This window comes from Micromonospora sp. NPDC003197 (assembly GCF_053590565.1).
Window position 1 is genome coordinate 1 of the sequence record NZ_JBSFTE010000011.1, and the last position, 16,003, is coordinate 16,003.

Here is a 16,003-nt window from a genome sequence, read left to right on the forward strand (position 1 = left end):
CGAAACCGGCAGTAAACACCGGCCGCATCCGGAACCGGGGAAGACAACACCTGCCCCGACCAGCGACCCCAGTCCTCGATCACCAGCGGCTTTCCCGGGCCGAGCGCCCGTGCGTACCGGTGCACGAGTTCCCACCTCTGTGGCCAGCCGGCGAACACCAACCGGGCATGCACCAAATCGAACACTCCACCCAACAACGGATCACGCTCGTCGTTCCGGCCGATCACCGTCACCCGAGGATGCGACCGGACCAGATCCGGGCAGAGCCCGGTGGCGATTACTTCACCGGTCGGACCGATCCGATCCCCCAACCAACCGGCCACCGACCCGTTCCCCGCACCCACCACCCAACACCGACCACCCCAGGCAACCCCCACCCTGCCCAACCGGTCACACGTAAACCCATCCAGCACCGCCGACAGGTAATCCAACACCCGCCGCCCACCCTGCTCATCACTGTCGAACACCTGACGCAACGCAACAGCCGTCATCGAACCCCTCTCCAAGCCGTAGACATGAACAGAGCGATCACCGCAGCCGGCCAGCACTGCGGCGACCCCGCCGGACGCGCCGGCTGGGTCGAACAGTTCGGGCAGGTCAACGACACCCCGCACACCCCACACCACCGCCACGACACCCGGCACGACACCAACCCAGCCACAAACCCGAGTAGAACGCCGCCAACCGCGACGAACGTGTAAGCCAAGGTCCTCACCTCAGGATCTCTGTGGTTCCGCCTTCATTCATGGGCGTGGCAGACCCCTAAAAGACGAGGGTCTTCGAGGTCCGTACCAACCGAGATCACCCAACCCCAGACGATCAACACGATCCACTGCAGACCGTCTGCATACTCGCTGAAGAAGGAAGACCGCTACGCTGCATAGAAGGCTCGCGATCAGCAGAGATAATGAACCGATCGGCAACGTTGACGCGGGAAGGATCTACGGATGACGCGGAAACGACTTGCACTTATCGAACGTCGCAGGGCAGCCGGTTACACACAGGAGGGTTTCGCAACCGCCGCTGGCGTCGAACGAACTACCGCCTACCGTTGGGAGGCGGGTGACACTCTCCCCCGCCCCTGGCAGCGTCCAAAGATCGCTGCTGTCCTGAAGATCTCCCTCGAAGAACTGGACCTGCTGCTAGCAGATCCCGATTCCTGCCCTGCTGATCACAACCTCGCCCACCTACCTGTCGACAGCATCAACCACGAACAAATCGAGGCACTGCATCCGCCTGAATTCCTGACAAAGATCATCGGAATCGCCGTCGGAGTAGGCGCCAACGGGATAGAGCATGAACCTGATGTCGACCTCATTCCGATGACTTGCCTCGAGCCTCCCCGGCAGATCGGATTGTCAGACGTAGCCCGCATCGAGCTTACAACCCGAGCCTTCCGCGACTGGGATAACCGTTGGGGCGGTGACCTACCCCGAGCCGCAATCATCACTCAACTCCGATGGGTTGCCTCCGTAACGAAACATTCTTCGTGCGATTCAACCAAGACGAAGGAAAAGCTACTCACCGCCTTGGCCGATCTGGCCAGTGCAGCAGCATTCATGAGCTATGACGTGAACCAACACACCGAAGCACGCAAGCTGTGGACCCTATCCCTGAATGCGGCACAGGAAGCTCAGGCTTCTGGGCTCATCGGCTCTATCCTACGACAGCTCACACACCAGGCACTCCACCTAAAAAGGCCGGCGGATGCACTACGGTTCATTCAGCTTTCATATGCTGTCTCAGCAACTCCGGAAGACAGCTTCTCAGATCTGGCTCTGGCGGAAACGGCGCTTTACGAGGGGTGGAGCTACGCTGCTATTGGGAAGGCACAGTCCTGCCATCGATCCCTAGAACGTGCCCAGGACTACTTCGACAGCAGTCTCGGCGAAGAGGTGCCTAGCTGGCTTTCGCATCTGGACCATACAGAGATGGCCGCTACCCGAGGTCACGCATACTCCGTCCTGGCAAGATCGATGCCCGCTGCCGGCGAGCAAGCCGAGCGGTTGTTACGGAGCGCAGTATCCTCTCGCTCCGACAACCTCGCTCGCAGCAAGGTCCTAAACCTCGTGGCTCTCGCCGGCACCATGTTCCAAAGCAACGAAAAACTCGATGAGGCGACTGCGATCGCAGATCGCGCGCTTGACGGTGTCGCCGGTCTCACTTCCCCCCGATCACGAGACCGCCTCTGGGATCTTGAAGAAGCCACCCGACACCTCAAAAGCACTGGACAGGTCGCCGAACTTCGACACCGACTCGGCAAGGTGTTGCGAGATGACTGAAGACAAATGGCCTGCAAATGGAGCCACGGAAGCCCTACGGATAGTTGGCCGTCACATCGATGTCAAAGATATACACGTGGTCGAGCCGCTGCGCCTCCACGATGCGTGCACCTTCCGCTTCCCTGAAGCCGGGCTGGTCACACGTCTCACGCCAGCCAACGATGAGGCCATCATCCGAGCCAACCGCGCATTACAGCTCACCGCATGGCTAGCGACACAGAACTTCCCCGCCGTCCGACCCGCCCTCAGCGAGCCCATCGCCGCCGGAAACTACACGGCGACCATATGGCACGAGATTCCTCGCCAGTCGACATCTCCACGACTGTCGGCCCATATAGCACTGGGAAAGCTACTTCGGGCATTTCACGAACTTCCCACGCCTCCCATCCCGCTGCCCCGATACACACCGTTCAGCCGTCTGCATCAGGCCATCACGCTGGACTCTGCCCGAGAAACACCGACACTGAGCAGCAGCGACAGAGCGTTCCTCCTGGAACTAACCACGGAACTGGCCGTCAAATACGACAACCTCAATTTCCCACTGGGGATCGGACTCATCCACAACGACGCCCACACCGGCAACCTGCTCGTTGACCCTCGCAGTCCGTTTGGCTACTCCCTGATCGATTGGGAGAGCGCCTGCCAAGGTCCTCGCGAAATGGACGTGACGCTAGTCGGAGCGCCAGGGAACCGTTTCGGCGACCCCGACAACGTACGTCGGGAGTTCAGCTCGGCGTACGGCTACAACATCGCGACATGGCCTGACCACCAACTACTCCGCGACATACGCGATCTCCATTCGCTTTCCGCGCACATCCGTGCCTCCGTCGACAATCCGGCTGCTCGTAACCAACTCCGACGCCGACTCCACTCACTGCAGGTTGGCGACCGGACGATCCAATGGTCAGGAGTCTGACGTGCTAGGCGATCTTTCGGCCCACTGCCCAGGGCGGACCGTGCGAGATATCCGCTTCATCATGCATGCCGATCAGACTGGCCTGGACTACGAGATGCCCGTTGCTGACTGACCGGCCAACCATCAGCCGGGCCGGGCTGCTCCGGGTAGCGGCCCTGGCCCTGCTGTGGGGATCGAGCTTCCTCTGGATCAAGCTTGCGCTACGCGGCTTCAACCCGGTGCAGATCGTCTTCGGCCGGCTCCTACTCGGTTTCGTCGTGCTGACCCCCATCGCCCTGTCCCGTGGTCTGCGCTTCCCGCGCGGCTGGCGCATCTGGGGGCACCTCTTCGTCGCCGCCCTGATCGCCAACGCGATCCCCTACGTCCTGTTCGGCGTAGCCGAGAGAACAATCGGCTCGAACGTGGCCGGCGTACTCAACGCGACGACCCCGCTATGGACTCTGCTCCTCGCTCTCCTCCTCGGGGTCGATCGCGCGGTCACGTGGTGGAAAGCCATCGGGTTCGCGCTCGGCTTCCTCGGCGTGGTCGCCATCTTCTCGCCCTGGAAAACCGCAGGCGAAATCGCAAGCTGGGGCGGTGTCCTCTGCCTCGCCGCCGCTGCCAGCTACGCGGTCAGCTACGTCTACATGGGCCGGTTTCTCACCGGCCGGGGAATCAGCCCTCTCATGCTGTCGGCCAGCCAACTCGGCGCAGCCACCGTCCTGCTTGCTGTGGCGATCCCGTTCGCCGGGCTGAACCCGCCCGTCTGGCGCACCGACGCCACGCTGAGCCTGCTCGTACTCGGCGCACTCGGTACCGGAATCGCATACGTCCTGAACTATCGGATCATCCAGGACGAAGGACCGACCGCCGCCTCCGCCGTCACGTACCTCCTGCCGATCGTCGCCGTGCTCCTCGGCTGGCTCGCCCTACGCGAAGCAATCACCATCTGGATTCTGCTCGGCACCATCCTGGTCCTCGTCGGCGTCACCCTCAGCCGAAGGCAACCAACAAGCACCATCCGTAGCTGATGCAGAGCCACACATGAGGAAGGAAATCACGTTGCAGGTCGAGCCAGGACACGCGTTCCGTGACGCATGGATCGCCGGTGTCCGCCGGCACTTCCCCGGCGAACCAAAACCCGGCTACGTCACCCCCTGGGAGGAAACACCAGACTGGGAACGCGCAAGCGCCACCGCCGTATACGAGCAGGTGCACGCCTTCATCACGGTCACCGGCGGAGCAACCACGAAACTAACCCGCCGCCAGAAGGGCCGGTTTGTCGCCCTCTGCTGGATCGGCCAGATCTACAAGCACTTCCCCAACCCCAAGCCCTCCTACGTGGCCGACTGGGACGACCTGCCCCAGTGGCAGCAGGAGACCGACGCCGACATCTTCGAAAGCATCGAACGGGACATCACTGGCAACTGACCGGCCAAGGAACGTCAGCACCAGCATTGAGACCAAAGGCGGTACGACGGTGAGCGGCAGACGCGACTACTACAACGATCCAGACGCGCCAGCGGCGAACAGCCTCGTACCAGGCGGCTCCGCACTGGTCACCGACGAAGCAGGTCGGATACTCATGCAACGCCGTACGGACTCGGGCAACTGGTCTCTGCCAGGCGGGATCATGGAGATCGGCGAAACCCTCCAGCAGTGCGTCGTACGCGAAGTCAAGGAAGAGACCGGCCTCGACATCGAGATCACCGGACTCCTCGGCATCTACACCGACCCGAATCACGTCATCGCCTACAACGACGGCGAAGTCCGCCAAGAATTCAACCTCACCTACCTGGGCCGCATCGTGAGCGGCAACATCACGGTCAGCAACGAGTCAACCGAAGTCCGCTTCATCGACCCCACCGAGTTCGACCACATCCCCATCCACGACACCGTACGACTGCGCCTACACCACCACGCACAAGAGCGCGAGGCTCCACACCTCAGATAGCGAACCCAGCACGACTCGGAGGTGTGCGCAACTTCGACCGACCTGCACGGCCTGGACTGCTAGATGCCCATTGCAGACCAAATGTGGCTATGCTTCGCTACCCCAGTGCGGCCCGCCGGCCACGAATGACCGAGATCGCTTCGTGTCACATCGCGTTCGTATCACCGCCGATGCATACACTCGCTGGATGTTCGCCCCCGGATACCCCGCATCGACCCGGCCGCCGGTGGTTCGCCCGCTCTGGTCGCTTCCTGGGCCAGCTCTCGGCGCGCTGCTCGGCGCCGCACTGCTCACCGCGCCGATCGGACCGCTGGGCAGCGCGATCCAGCACGACCTCGGACTGACCGCCGCAGCCACCGCGGCGGCCATGATCGCACCGTACGCGGTGGCAACCGCCGCCCTGATCGTGCCTGGCTACCTGCTCGGCCGGCGATGGCCCACCGCAGTCGCAGTGCCGGCACTGCTGTTCCTGCTCCTCGGGAGCGTGGTGAACGCCTTCGCGCCGGGGGCTGCGGTGATGGCGGTCGCTCGGGTCGTCGGCGGGCTGGGCACCGGGGCCGTTCTCGGCGTCGCTCTCGGCCTGTCCGGTCAACTGGGCCGCATGCGTTCTCAGGCCCGACTGGTGCTCGGAATCGCGCTCGGCGCCGCGCTCCTGCTCGGACCCGTCGTAACCGGCCTGCTGACGCAGATACTGGCCTGGCGATATGCGCTATTGATCCCCGCACTACTGGTTGTCGCCATCGCACTGGTCGCCACGGTCGTGACCGGCATCGTCATGTTGGTTCAGCACGGATCCCGGCCGAGCCCGCCGGCCGCCCCAGCCACGACATCGCCGCTCCCCAGCGAACCCCAGTCTCCATTGGCGGATCCAGCCAATCGCTGACCAACCGAGAAATGTACCGGCAGCCACCTCTCCCCACGGAGAGTAAATCCTCCGACATCGGGACCGAGGAGGTACGGCAGTGAGCGGCAGGCGCGACTACTACCACGACCCAGCCGCGCCAGCGGCGAGCAGTCTCGTGCCGGGTGGCTCCGCACTTGTCACCGACGAAGCAGGTCGGATACTCATGCAACGCCGCAGGGACTCAGGCAACTGATCCCTACCCAGCGGAATCATGGAGATCGGCGAAACCCTCCAGCAGTGCGTCAAGGAAGAGAGCAGCCTCGGCATCTACACCAACCCCAACCACGTCATCGCCTACAGCGATGGCGAGGTCCGCCAAGGATTCAACATCACCTGCCTGGGCCGCACCGTCGGCGGCAACCTCACAGTCAGCTGCTTCGTGCCGAGCGTCGGGCAGTGGGCACCCGACCGGGAACCCGTGCGCTGACGTGCTTCTACCAGGCGATCCTGGTGTTGGTGTGGTTCCGCAAGGGTGAGGGCAAGACCATCCTCGGGGCAGGGTTCGGGGTCTCGAGGGCTACGGCCTACCGGCACATTGCCGAGGCCGTACGGGTCCTGGCGGCACAGACACCCACTCTGCACGACGCGCTGCGCCGGGTCGCCGCCAACGGCTGGTCGCACGTGATCCTCGACCGGAAGCTGTTCGACACCGACCGCCTCGCCGAGACCACCGTGAGCGTGAAAGGCGACACGATCGACGCGTGGTACTCCGGGAAACACCGCGACTTCGGTGCGAACCTTCAGGCTGTGATGCGCCCCGACGGGCTCCCGATCTGGACCTCGGATGCGCTTCCCGGACATCTGCACGACCTGACCTGCGCCCAACAGTTGGACGTCACCGGAGTCCTCTACTGGGCGGCCTCCGAACTACACCTGCCGACCCTGGCCGACTCCGGCTACGAAGGCGCTGGCCAGGGCATACACACTCCGTACAAGCAGCCCGCCGATGGCCGACGGCTCGCCGTCGACAACCGAACCTACAACGCCATCCTTCGATCAATGCGGCGCCTCGGAGAACGCGGCTTCGCGATCCTCGTCGGCCGCTGGCGGACCCTACTGTCGCGTAATTGAGTTCGTTTACTTGTCATTGTTGGTGAGGAGTTTGCGGACCTCGGTGTGGACCCAGCGGACCTTGGTCAGGATCTCCCCGGGGGTTGCGGTCCAGACGAACGGCTTGGCGTCGGTGTTCCAGGCGGTGACGTAGTCGTTGATCGCCCTGGTCAGGCGGGTGACGGAGGTGAAGGTGCCGCGTCGGATGGCCTGTCGGGTGATGATCCCGAACCAGATCTCGACCATGTTCAACCACGATGAGCCGGTGGGGGTGAAGTGGAAAACGACCCGGGGGTTGGCGGCCAGCCAGGTTTTCACCTCGTCGGTGGTGTGGGTGGACAGGTTGTCCACGACGACGTGCAGCTCACGGTCGGGGTAGGCAGCGGCGACCTGCTTCATGAAGGTCAGGAACTCGCTGCCGCGTCGTCTCGGGAAGCAGCGGGCGGTGACCTGCCCGGTGGCGGCGTCCAGGGCGGCGAACAGGTTCGTGGTGCCGTGCCGGACGTAGTCGTGGGTGCGTTTCTCCGTACGGTCGAAGTCGATCGGCAGCAGCGGCTGGGTACGGTCGAGGGCCTGGATCTGGGTTTTCTCGTCGACGCAGAGGACGACCGCCCCGTCAGGCGGGTCCAGGTACAGCCCGACGATGTCGACGACCTTGTCGGCGAACGCCGGATCCCGGGAGAGTTTGAACGTGCCGGACCGGTGCGGTTGGAGCCCGTGTTGGCGCCACAGGTCGGCGATGAAGTTGTGCGACACCCGAATGTTCTCGTGTCTGGCCAGGTAGTTCGCCAGTTCCCGGCTCGACCAGTGCGTCAGACCGGTCACCGCTGGTGGAGTCATCCGGGTCAACGCCAGGATCCGCGCCCGTACCGCCCCGGGCACCTCGGCCGGCTTACCCGGCCGGGGCCGGTCGGCCAGGCCCGACACACCCTGGGCGTGGTAGCGGCGGACCCAGGTGTTCACCGTCGGACGCGACACCCCGGCCAGGACAGCGACCTCCTCCGCACTGCGGCCCTCATCACGCCACAACACCATCCGCGCCCGCTCCGCCACCACCGCGTCCACCCGCCGGTCACCGACCAGACTGGACAGTTCCACCCGCTGCTGCCGCGTCAACGCCACGAACCAGAGTCAACCAGGATCAAGTAACACCAAAACGCGTAAAAGATCTCAATTACGTGACACTACGTCACAGCACAGCCAGCCCACGGCAGATCGGCGACATCGTCCGCGCTGCTCTCCACCTCATCCATTTCGAATACCGGTAACTACCGGATTCTTGTTGAGATCACGTCAGTAGATGTCGTCGGTGGCGCAGATCTACGCGTGGCCGCAGCCGGACGCAACGGGGAAAGCAAGGTCGGTTGCCAACTACTCAGCAGAGCAAACGCACCACTCACAGACAATCCTGCAAGAACTATCCCATTGGCCGACCAGTCCGTCTTTGATACTCGGTTCGAGCCAGGTAGAGCAACTCCTCAGCCGATTGGAGCCGAGGAGCAACAAACTCAGTGAAGCACTCCTGATTTGTAAGCACCTCCCAAACCTTTTCTTGCCCAGCAAGCAAGCATGCGCACCGCGCATAAAGGAAATGATCGACAGTCTGCTCCAGAGCTAAGCCCTCTGCAAATTCAACCTGAATAGACGCAAGATACTTCAGATCGAGCACATCGAGGTTCCGGTCGAGTTCATCTTGAAAGCTGACAAGTTCTCCAAGGTCTAGCGCACACATACGCCGCTGAACCTTCCCTATCGCTATCTCAACGTCCGATCGACTCACAATAACATTCGATCCGATCATTGACCAGAAATCAGCGGCCACTATTAACCCCACCCCTCAGCACCGGGAAGCATCGGCTGGTTGCGCCTATCAAGGATCACCTTCCCAGGAGAATTGATATCATTCGACAAGGGGACACCTTGCTTGCGCAACTGCTGAATCCTTAGATGCTCGGCCACAAATACATCATCCTCACACCCACACACGTGCGTTATTTTGACGTCATCCATGCTCGCCAACCGACCCTTACGCAGATGATACCCCAGGCGATTCGTCAAGTTTATCGACTTGCCGACATAGGTCTTGCCAGGGTTATGCATGTCGGGGAACTCATAGACCCCTTGATCTTTCCCGCAGTTGTGCACTAGGACCGGCGCGTTACCGGCAAATACATAATACGTGTGGATGTCTGCGACGGTGAGATTGTGGACCCGTGCGGTCTGGGTCCAGCGCTGAACGGCGGCGATCTGCACGTAGGTCCCGGCCGAGGTTTGCAACCATTGGCCGGGTTGCAGGTCAGTGGCGTCTCGCCATTGCGCGAGGTCGACCACCCAGAACGGATGCTTGTCAGTCGCGATCATACTGCCTATGACATCATCGTCAGGGTTGCCGACGGTGATCTCTACAAGGTTCTTTACACCTTGACCGACAATCGTGGCCGTTACCGATTTGGGTTCGGATTGGCCGGTTTCAGGATCTGTAGCAAGTACCGCGTCCCCTACTTGGAGCTCTTCGATGAGCTTGGCGGTGCCGTCGCCTAGGACGACTGCTGTGCCTGGAACAAAGCTGTTGAGGCACTTTCCCGCGCCTCCGATACCACCGCCGATGCTTGAGCGCGCGCTAGACAATGCCATCTGCCCGGCGGCTTTGAATCCCATCCCCGCAGATAGTGCGACACTCGCGCCGAAGGCGGCGGCACCGATCACCGCACCGGCAGCACCGGCTACTGCGCCGACCACTCCCGCACCGAGGGCTTCGCCGGCAAGTTGCAAGACGCTTTCTTCGTCGGCGTCAAGTGCGTTGGTAGTAAGGGAGCCTACTGCGCCACCGACGAAGCCACCGATGGCTGCGCAGCCAACGGCACCTGCTCCGAAGCTGGCAGCCGTGCAGCCTGCACCGACGATCACACCAGCGGCGATGCCGGCGACCGCGCCGACTGCGCCGGCGTTGCGGCAGAAGAAGCTGGCCTGGCATTCGCGCTTTTTGCGTTCTGCCGCTTGACGTTTACGGGCCTGCGCGGCGGCGGCTATATCTTCAGGCGTCGGCGGTCGATTGGATGCGTTGTAGGCGGGTGTGCCGTAGGCATTCTCCATGTTCTGCTGGCCGTGCTTGGAGGGCGGCGGCCCATCCCACTGGGCATCGAACGGGTCGAGACCGGTGGGGTCGCTGGAGGTGATGGGCGAATTGTTGGCGTACGAGTAGGCGTTCCATTGCAGCGGATCGGCCAGGTCCATGATCGGGTCGACCGAGATGAACCGGCCCAGCGCCTGGTCGTACTGTCGAGCACCGATGTTCACCAGGTTGGTGGGGTCGTTGTCACCACCGACGAAACCCTTGCCGTTGACCCAGGTGATGTCGTTGCCGCGGGGCTCGCCGTACGGCGTCTGCCGGCGGTTGTCCACCTTCTGGGTACCCGCGTTGATGGCGACCTGCTGGGTGCCCTGGTGATCGCTGTAAAGCCAGGTCAGGTCGCTGATCGCCGAGCCACCTTTACGGCTTGCACAGGTAGTACCGGCAAAGCTGTAGTAACGGGTGCCGGTGTTGATGGTGCCTTCGCGCCGGATCTCCTGCCCGGGTAGATACAGCGTCGTACCAGTCAGGTCTCGACGGATGAGCCTGACACCGTCAACATCGTAGAGGTTTGTTTCGATGGTTTGGGCGGCTGCGGTGACGGTGGTGAGCTTCCCTTCGGCGTCCCAGCCCAGCGTCTGGCTGCTTGCCTTGGTGGTGCAGTCGTTGGCGGCCGTGCCGCTCGGACGGCAGGTGGTGTTACCGCTTTCGTCGTACGCGTACTGCGATGTCACGGCCGACTGGCCGGGCTCGGTGGTGCTCATCTGGTTGACCGCGTGTGGACGGACAACGCCTTGCCCGCCAGCCGGGACGACGTAGGTGCGCGTGGTATCCCCGCTAGCAGCGTGGCTGGCTTCGGTCAGTCGGTTGCCGGTGGTATCGAAGGTCCAGTCCTGCCAGTAGGGTGCCGCTCCACCGAGGTCCCCAACGGTCGGGTCGGTCCTGCAGTCCACACCGCTCTTCGGGGTCCAGGCGGCGGTCAACCGGCCGAGCGGATCGCTACGGAAGCACTGGGTGTCGGCCTCGCCAACTTCCGGAGTATCGGAGATGGAAAGGAAGTTACCGGCGTCGTCGTAGTCGTAGTTCCGGTCGGATACCGTCCCGGCAACGCTTTCCCGCCCAACGGTAGTGCGGTCGACTCGACGGGTCGCTTCTTCCCGATAGACGAGATCCTGGGTGAACTTGCCACCGGGCATCTTGTAGATCGAGCCTGATCGCTCGCCATAGGCGGTATACGACGTGGTGGCCATGGTGCCGGTCGAGCCAGTGAGGCTGGTATCAAGACGGCTGGGCATACCGGTAGTCGGGTCGTAGACGGTGGTGAGTTCCTCGGTGACGAGCCCACCGGCCGCCGGATATGAAATCGACTTTGGCGCCCCGGTGTCGTAGTACTTGTAGGTATAGACATAGGTGTCAGCGAGGCCGACCTCAACAGCCGGGATGACATAGTTGACGCCGGTCGGCTGGTAACGGACGTTGAACCCGCGAATCTGCCACTTGTAGGCGTTGCTGCTACCAGCCGGCTCATAGCGGATTGACTGCGTCAGCTGCCCCTTGAACCCGCCTTGGTCACTGTAGAGAGTGTCGTACTTCCACTCTGCCCGCAGGGAACCCGTGGCTGAGTCATCCCGTAGTTGTGTCTTACGGCCGATCTGGTCGTAGACGAACCAGAGAGCCTCACCCCTGGCGTCGACCGTCTTCTGCAGCTCGTTGGCGTCGTTGAAGGTGCTGGTAGTAACGCCCTTGTCCGGGTCGGTGGTCCGCCACAGCCGGCCCTTGAGGTCGAACTCGTTGACCCATTCGTTGCCGGCCGAATCAATGGTCTTGACGGCCTGCCCCTTACGGTTGAAGAGGTACCGGGTTTCCTGGTAAGCCCCTTCGACACCTGCCGCCGTCGTGTGCTGGCGCAACGCCTCGGTCCGCCCCTCAGCGTCGATCACCGTCGTGGTCGGGGTGCCTCCCTTCGGAGGTGTGACCTTCGTTAGGTCGCCCTCGTAGGAGGTAACGGTGCGCCACTTTTCCACCAGGTTCGAAACCCCGTCGCCCGCCATGAGAACTGAGTTCGTGGGCCGCGATGCCTGGTCGAACACGGTCTTTGACACGGCTCGCACCGACCATTCCGGCTTCCAAAGCAATGTCCCGGATGGCGCGCCTGGTTCGGCGTGCGCGCTGTACGTGGTCGCTGCCCTTCCGAACTCGTCGTAGATCGTGTCGGTAACCACCCGGTCACCGCTACCACCCATCGACAGCGACTGGGTTTGCCGTGGACGCATGAGCGCGTCCAGGATCTGGTACGAGGTCAGGTAGTTTCCGTCTGGGTTCAATGCCCGCGATGTGACGTAGGGGTAGTTGTCGCGGGCAGCCGCGAATATGTAGGAATACTGCGCTGACGGCTTGTTTGGATTTGCTGCCTTCGTCCAGCCCAGTTCCCATACCTTTTCGACGCGTCCGAGCGCGTCGTACTCGACCTCCGCGGTGATCCTGTTGTTGGGATCGGTGGTCTTCGTGGTAGAGCCCCAGTACGGGTTCGACTCCGCAGTTGACACCCAGTTAAACGGGGCCGGCCCGGTGGTGGTCACCTTGGTCACTGGCCCACCCACCGTCGGCGTGTAGGCGGTTGTGGTGACATTGCCCTTGATGTCGGTGCTGGTCAGGGTCCGACCGACGCTGTCGTACGTAGCCTGCGAAACCGTCTGCCACACCGTCCCGGCCTCGGGCGTCCAATCTTTGAGTTGCTCGGTCCTGGTTTCAGCCCCGAACGTTGGAGCCGTGTCGACACTGTTGGCGCCGTCGTAGTAGATCCGGGTGTCGGAGATTACGTCGTCGGCGCTGGCTGGGGTCGCGTCGCAGGCCAACGCAGTTGTCGTGGTTTGCTTGACCGTCTGGGTAAGGTTCTTGCTCAGGTTGCGGTTGTAGCTGTGGGCGACACACTTCTCATCACCGGTCTTCGTAATGTCGCCGTCATCCTGCGACCAATTGAGCGTCCCGTAGGCATGGTCGAAGCTCGTCGATCCCCGTAACGTACGCCATCCTCGTGAGCCGTCCACGCCCAGTGCGGTAGCGCTGTACGTCGCTTGGGTATTTACGAACCGCGCTTCCACGAGATCGCCATTGATCGTCCGGCTAGCGGTCGGGTTCGACCGCCATGGAACGTTCACCGTCTTCGATACTGGCTTGCTCTCGACGCCGTTGTAGACGACCTGCTCACGGACCTGCCCTGAGAACTGGTCCTCGTCGTATACAGTCTCCGTCCCAAGCGACGCGGGCACCGTAACGTTACGGGTGCCTCCCGACGGACTCGCCTTGTCCCCGTGCATGCCCCGCATGAAGGTCGTCACGGCCAGCGTCTGGGGAGATCCGTTATCGCCCACCCGAGTCTTGACCTGTGCGTATCCGCGCCACTGCCCCCAGGTCTTGCGCTGCGGCCGCGTAAGGCCGTCATCGTCGTCATAGTGCCAAGCTGGGTCGCCGACGTACTCGTACCACGTATGCTTCGATGGTGCTTGATGACCGTCGGCCAGCTGGATGTCATCTTCTACCACGTGCTCGACGCGGTGCTTGTGCCACCATTCGGTGATCAATGCCTGACCGGTCGGGTCGTTCGGGTCCGGGACCCGCACCGGATAGCACCGCCTCGTATTGGAGTGCGGGGCCAATGTGGCGACGATCGCCGCAGTACATTCGGGCAGCGCGTAATCCACCTTGATGCGCGCACCGGTCTCGGTAACGATGCTGGAGATCCGCAGCCAGTTGTCGGTTGTGCCGTTCTCAGTCAGCACCCTGTTTGGCAGCGACACCGCCCCAAACGTCACCGGCGGCAAGTTGACGACAGAACCAACCAGACCTGCATGGTCGATCTTGTCCAACCACAGGCCCTCGTGCGTAGCATCCGCGGTTGCCGCGAAGGTGTGGGACAGCGTCCACGACTCCACGTCCTGCCACGCCGGGGTCGTCTTGGTCGTGTCCCACACCCGCGTGGTGATCTTCTTCAGCCGCTTCGTGGTCCAGAACGTCGGCGAATACTGCTGTGGGCACGACGTCGCCGAGGCCTTGCACTCCTGATCCCACGGAGTGTCCTTCCAACTGCTCTTCACCGGTGCCGACTCGGTGCCGCAGTTGGAGAAGCAACGCACGTCAGGCTCAAACACGACCTGCGCGTACGGAGTGATGCTGCGCTCAGCCACCCCGTGTGACGCGACAGTTCGGTCATAGGTGCCGTAGTCGATACGGGTCAGATAGCCTGCCCGGTCGTAGGTCACGGCGTCGGAGTCCGTGTCGTTGCGGGCGTACTTGTTGGTTTCCTTGCCGTACCACAGGGACATCGTGTTGCCGTGGACGTCTACGACATAGTCGAGATTCCACCGCCAGGCCTGGACACAATCCGACCCCGCAAACGTGCTCTTACGGCAAGGCTCGCCAGTATGGTTGCCAAATACTGGCATCGTCAACGTCGAGTTTGTCTTCGCGCTGTGGCCAGGCAGGGAGTGAAGCCCAAAGAAATACTGGGTTCCATCGGTGGTAGTCACCTTCCAGTACTCACCGACGTCGCCGTAACCCGCGTCGCCGGTGTCACCGTTGGACGCACCGGTCAGCTTCTCGATCTTTGAACCGTCTTCGGCCCGAGTGTGCCAGCCTTTACCTGCCTGAAAGACCAGTTCACCACCGCGACCGTTGAGGCTCATAGTCGCATTGTCCGATCGCCAACACTGGTCGCCGCTTTCCTCAGCGTTGTTGGCTCCGTTCTTCATGTCATCCGCGCACGGCACGTACCGGCGCTCGATGTAACCAGGCGAATAGTCGAATCCTTCGCCAATCCAAGATGGCTGGTTGTTCGTAACCTCGGAGCGACCATCTACCGCCGAAGACGAATACGCCAGCGAGACTGTCGGCGTAGGTCCGTTGCCCGGGGGAAGGCGCAACGGATAGTTCCACGAAAAGTCACCCGATCCGCCACCGGCTGACCACGTCGACGACCCAGACAGGTCGGTAGCGCCGAAGTTGCCGTCCTTCCCCGCCGCACCCGCAGCCAACACCACAAGCGAACCTGCCTCTTTTGCAGAGGCAACCGCCGCCGGCTGGGATGAGCCCACCTTCACTTGTGCCGAGGCAACTCCTAACGCCACATCGTTGGAGGTATGCAACGGAACGGAGTGACAGCCTGGATCGTCTGGTGTGGACACGGCGCACTCCGGCACCTGCCAGAGCCGCAGCCGCGATGCCCATGATCCTCCGGCTGCATATCGAAATGAGTTGTAGTCGACAGAGACCTTTGCATCGCCAGTCGGCGCACCCTGCGGCGCGGTCACCTTCAGCACCAGGCCATCGCGCCAGGCCTGCGGAAGACTCCCCCGGTCAACGACCTGAACATTCAGGCTGGCTAGCCGCTCGCCAGCCGCGCCAGGAACACGGTCCACCCACACTGGCAGGTCGCCGACCTTGACCCCACGGCCGGATTGCGTGCGGGCGCTACTCGCAGCTAGGTCAACTCGCGCAACCGCAGATTTGGGCCACACTGGTGCTGGCGTTGGTGAGTGCTGAACCCGGTTCTGTGACCAGGCCTTGCCAGTCACCGGACGGCCTTGATTGTTCAACTTCTCCGCTGGAGGTTGGACCGGTTTGATCGGTTGTGCTGCTGGTTCTGCCTGGGCCGGTACACCTGCCAGCAGCGACACCAACACTGAAACAGACACCAGCCCGGCCAGCGCCGACCGCCGCCCCCGATGTTTGATCTGACGTACCCGCCGAAACCCAAGCACAGACATCAGCTGTTCCTCCCAAGACAACAGCCGCAACGAAACTAAAAGACTCAAGAAGCGCCGACCGCGTGCCCGGGTCTGGCTACATGCTG

The 16,003-nt window shown here is 62.5% G+C and carries 12 protein-coding genes; 8 read left to right on the plus strand and 4 right to left on the minus strand.

The genetic code is table 11. The annotated features are described in order from the left end of the window. The coding region (locus tag ACWDV4_RS14185) for a class I SAM-dependent methyltransferase (RefSeq protein ID WP_449978233.1) at positions 1-644 on the minus strand (644 nt) is incomplete at its 3' end. 303 nt (positions 645-947) lie between these two features. Between ACWDV4_RS14185 and ACWDV4_RS14190 the strand changes: the two genes are divergently transcribed. The 8 genes from ACWDV4_RS14190 to ACWDV4_RS14225 all read left to right on the plus strand — a co-directional run bounded on the left by ACWDV4_RS14190 (position 948) and on the right by ACWDV4_RS14225 (position 7,106). Next, positions 948-2,282 (plus strand): helix-turn-helix transcriptional regulator, encoded by a 1,335-nt coding sequence (locus ACWDV4_RS14190; RefSeq protein ID WP_449978234.1) that lies wholly within the window; start codon positions 948-950, stop codon positions 2,280-2,282. After that, a complete protein-coding gene (locus ACWDV4_RS14195; protein WP_449978237.1) occupies positions 2,275-3,198 on the plus strand; it encodes a phosphotransferase family protein in 924 nt (307 codons plus the stop codon). The genes ACWDV4_RS14190 and ACWDV4_RS14195 overlap by 8 nt, the downstream gene beginning before the upstream one ends. Before the next feature lie 101 nt (positions 3,199-3,299). Then, positions 3,300-4,208 carry a DMT family transporter gene (locus ACWDV4_RS14200; RefSeq protein ID WP_449978240.1) on the plus strand — a complete coding sequence of 303 codons (909 nt, stop codon included), beginning with the start codon at positions 3,300-3,302 and terminating at the stop codon, positions 4,206-4,208. Between the two features lie 13 nt (positions 4,209-4,221). After that, complete coding sequence (locus tag ACWDV4_RS14205) at positions 4,222-4,608, plus strand: hypothetical protein (RefSeq protein WP_449978241.1); 387 nt, start codon at positions 4,222-4,224, stop codon at positions 4,606-4,608. 49 nt (positions 4,609-4,657) lie between these two features. Next, entirely contained in the window at positions 4,658-5,131 is a 474-nt protein-coding gene (locus tag ACWDV4_RS14210; RefSeq protein ID WP_449978243.1) for an NUDIX domain-containing protein, read from the plus strand. Positions 5,132-5,318: 187 nt separating this feature from the next. Then, entirely contained in the window at positions 5,319-6,014 is a 696-nt protein-coding gene (locus ACWDV4_RS14215; RefSeq protein ID WP_449978246.1) for an MFS transporter, read from the plus strand. A gap of 232 nt (positions 6,015-6,246) precedes the next feature. Further along, a complete protein-coding gene (locus ACWDV4_RS14220) occupies positions 6,247-6,462 on the plus strand; it encodes a hypothetical protein (RefSeq protein ID WP_449978247.1) in 216 nt (71 codons plus the stop codon). After that, the gene (locus tag ACWDV4_RS14225) at positions 6,432-7,106 is read left to right on the plus strand and encodes a transposase family protein (RefSeq protein ID WP_449978249.1); all 675 of its coding nucleotides are present in this window, start codon (positions 6,432-6,434) and stop codon (positions 7,104-7,106) included. Before ACWDV4_RS14220 ends, ACWDV4_RS14225 begins: the two co-directional genes overlap by 31 nt. A 6-nt stretch (positions 7,107-7,112) precedes the next feature. On the opposite strand, the gene ACWDV4_RS14230 is transcribed toward ACWDV4_RS14225, so the two are convergent. The 3 genes from ACWDV4_RS14230 to ACWDV4_RS14240 form a co-directional block, all read right to left on the minus strand. After that, positions 7,113-8,207 carry an IS630 family transposase gene (locus ACWDV4_RS14230; protein WP_449978251.1) on the minus strand — a complete coding sequence of 365 codons (1,095 nt, stop codon included), beginning with the start codon at positions 8,205-8,207 and terminating at the stop codon, positions 7,113-7,115. Between the two features lie 295 nt (positions 8,208-8,502). After that, positions 8,503-8,919, minus strand: a complete 417-nt coding sequence (locus ACWDV4_RS14235) for a DUF4240 domain-containing protein (RefSeq protein WP_449978253.1) — start codon at positions 8,917-8,919, stop codon at positions 8,503-8,505. Next, positions 8,910-15,917: a polymorphic toxin-type HINT domain-containing protein gene (locus ACWDV4_RS14240; RefSeq protein ID WP_449978255.1), complete on the minus strand. Its 7,008-nt coding sequence runs from the start codon at positions 15,915-15,917 to the stop codon at positions 8,910-8,912. The genes ACWDV4_RS14235 and ACWDV4_RS14240 overlap by 10 nt, the downstream gene beginning before the upstream one ends. Between the last annotated feature and the right edge of the window lie 86 nt (positions 15,918-16,003).